Source organism: Variovorax sp. DXTD-1 (genome assembly GCF_003984625.1).
Lineage (GTDB): Bacteria > Pseudomonadota > Gammaproteobacteria > Burkholderiales > Burkholderiaceae_C > Variovorax.
On the sequence record NZ_RWKH01000054.1, the window covers coordinates 1 to 2,018 of the forward strand.

Annotated in this window: 3 protein-coding genes; all 3 read right to left on the minus strand. The window is 58.5% G+C overall.

The window, feature by feature from the left end; all coding sequences use genetic code 11:
• Positions 1–724 (minus strand): NlpC/P60 family protein (locus EJI00_RS24735; protein ID WP_148110657.1); only part of this gene is annotated, 724 nt, incomplete at its 3' end.
• A gap of 31 nt (positions 725–755) precedes the next feature.
• Positions 756–1,238, minus strand: coding sequence for a hypothetical protein (locus EJI00_RS24740; protein ID WP_126750106.1), 483 nt, complete (start codon positions 1,236–1,238; stop codon positions 756–758).
• A 190-nt stretch (positions 1,239–1,428) separates the two neighbouring features.
• Positions 1,429–1,935 (minus strand): DUF4189 domain-containing protein, encoded by a 507-nt coding sequence (locus EJI00_RS25635; protein WP_126750107.1) that lies wholly within the window; start codon positions 1,933–1,935, stop codon positions 1,429–1,431.
• Positions 1,936–2,018 lie beyond the last annotated feature (83 nt).

Below are 2,018 nucleotides of genomic sequence, written 5' to 3' on the forward strand. Positions count from 1 at the left end.
GGCGACCGTACTTGGCATCGATTGCCTGCATGCCGGTCTGGGCCTGCTTGAACAGCGGATTGCCGGGATGATTGGGGTCAGTGAGTTGGTCTCCTCTGGGCGATGCCTGCACATGGATTTGCTCATGTGCAGAAGATGGTGGCGTGACGTTTGCTGCACTGCCATGCAGTGGCGGCTGAACCCGGAACTCTGGCTTGGCCCGCAGCGCGCCGACGATCTCGAAATCTCTCCCGTTCCAATACCCGCCTTTCTGCGTGCCTTTGGACACCACAGCAGGGCCGGTACTGACCTGCGAGCCCAAGAACTCGATGTTCCCGCTTTTGTCGTAGCCCTTGAAAATGCCTACGTGCTGACCGTGCCCGCTCTTGAACATCAGAACGTCACCACGCTGCAATTCTCCGTTGATTTGACTTGCCTTCTTGGCGTCGATTACGTCGAACTGTTGCTTTGAGTAATCGCTGACTTGGCCGCCGTTGAATAATTTGCTGGTAGCGAAGGGCGCGTCTCCCACGTCATAGCCAGCATTCTTAAGTCCCCGCCACACGAGTGATGAGCAATCCACGCCACGCAAGCCGTCGCCATCGAGATCCTGCTCGGTACGGCTCGAGTCGGAGCGACCGTTGGGCGAGTGGTTTCTCAAGTTCTTGTCGCCGCGGCCATATTCGTAGCGCCGCCCTTCTTCCATGAAGTGCAGATTTGCTTCGTTGAAGATGTCTTGGCTCATGCAATGCTCCCTGTAGAAAATATAAGAGGCTTCAAAGACCCATCGAAAACTCGCCGAATTCCTTGGCCTTGACCCACCCGGCAGCACAGTCGCCCACATACCGGCCGCGAGCATTCACGCGACAGCGTTGGCCGGATGTGGATCGCATCCACTCGATGGGAAGGTCGCCGGGTTTGGCACAAAACGACTTGGCGGCACAAGCTTTGACCGACCGAACCGGGATGGCCATCACGTAGTACCACTGGGGCTCACTGCCGGTGGACCCACGTGCGGTGGCTGCGACGCAAACGAACTGCCCGTCCTTGAGCTTCGCTTCGACATCGGGCTGGGACGGAGGCAGCGAGCGCTGGAGCATGACGGCGGCCTCGTCGTCAATGTAGACCTTGCCATAAGCGCCCTTCTTCGCACTGCATCCGCCGGCATCGATCTCGATGCGCCAATCGTTGAACGTGCATTCTTGGTTCCAGCCTCTTTTCGACTGCTTGCAGGACACATTAGGCAGGTTGGCGACCATGGGAGGCAGCGCGCTGGTGGAGTCGACGGAAAGCGACCTTGCTGCGCTGCTCTGTCGTGAGGCGGTATCTTTCGATGGCGAGGCTGCATGGCCGATGCTGCTAGCGGCTAGAAGGGCAAGGCATAGGGCTATTGCTCGAAGGTATGCATTCATGGGCGTTGGCCGGGTGTTTGACATATGAAGCGGGGCGCTACCGGGTGCGCACGGGGAGGCTGCAGGCGGAGTAGTAGACGTGGCAGTTGGCGAGCCCACCGTCACGGCATGTCTTCATGCCAATCTCCACGGCCTTATCCATCGTTGCAGCAATAGGTGCGTTGTAGGCTCCATCGCCTACAACAACCGCAGCACACTGGTTGTCATATGCAGTTTCGATCTTGCAATTAAGACCACCTTTCGCTGCGCAATCGCTTATTGCTGTTTGTGAGGCTTCTCGCTTGCTCGACCTGTCAGTGGACACGCCGAGAATTCCATCGGGGACGGAGGTCGCAATCGCTCCCCACCGACGCTCCCATTGCTCAACTGGTTGCTGCGGCGCTTGCCGCTGGCTCCCAGAGCCTGGAATAGGCGCACAGCCCGCGAAGTCTCTCCCTCCAATCGGGTAGTAGCCATCAGGGCAATTGCCCTCGGCATACGCCACTCCGGTTCCCAGCAGCCACAAGCTCACTGTGAGCAATCTGCGTAAGAGATGTGTTGACATGGTCACGTCCTCTGTCCCATTGCATCGACCTGAGAAGTAGGGGACACACCACCGCCGAGTCCGCCACCAGTTCTCTGATTAGG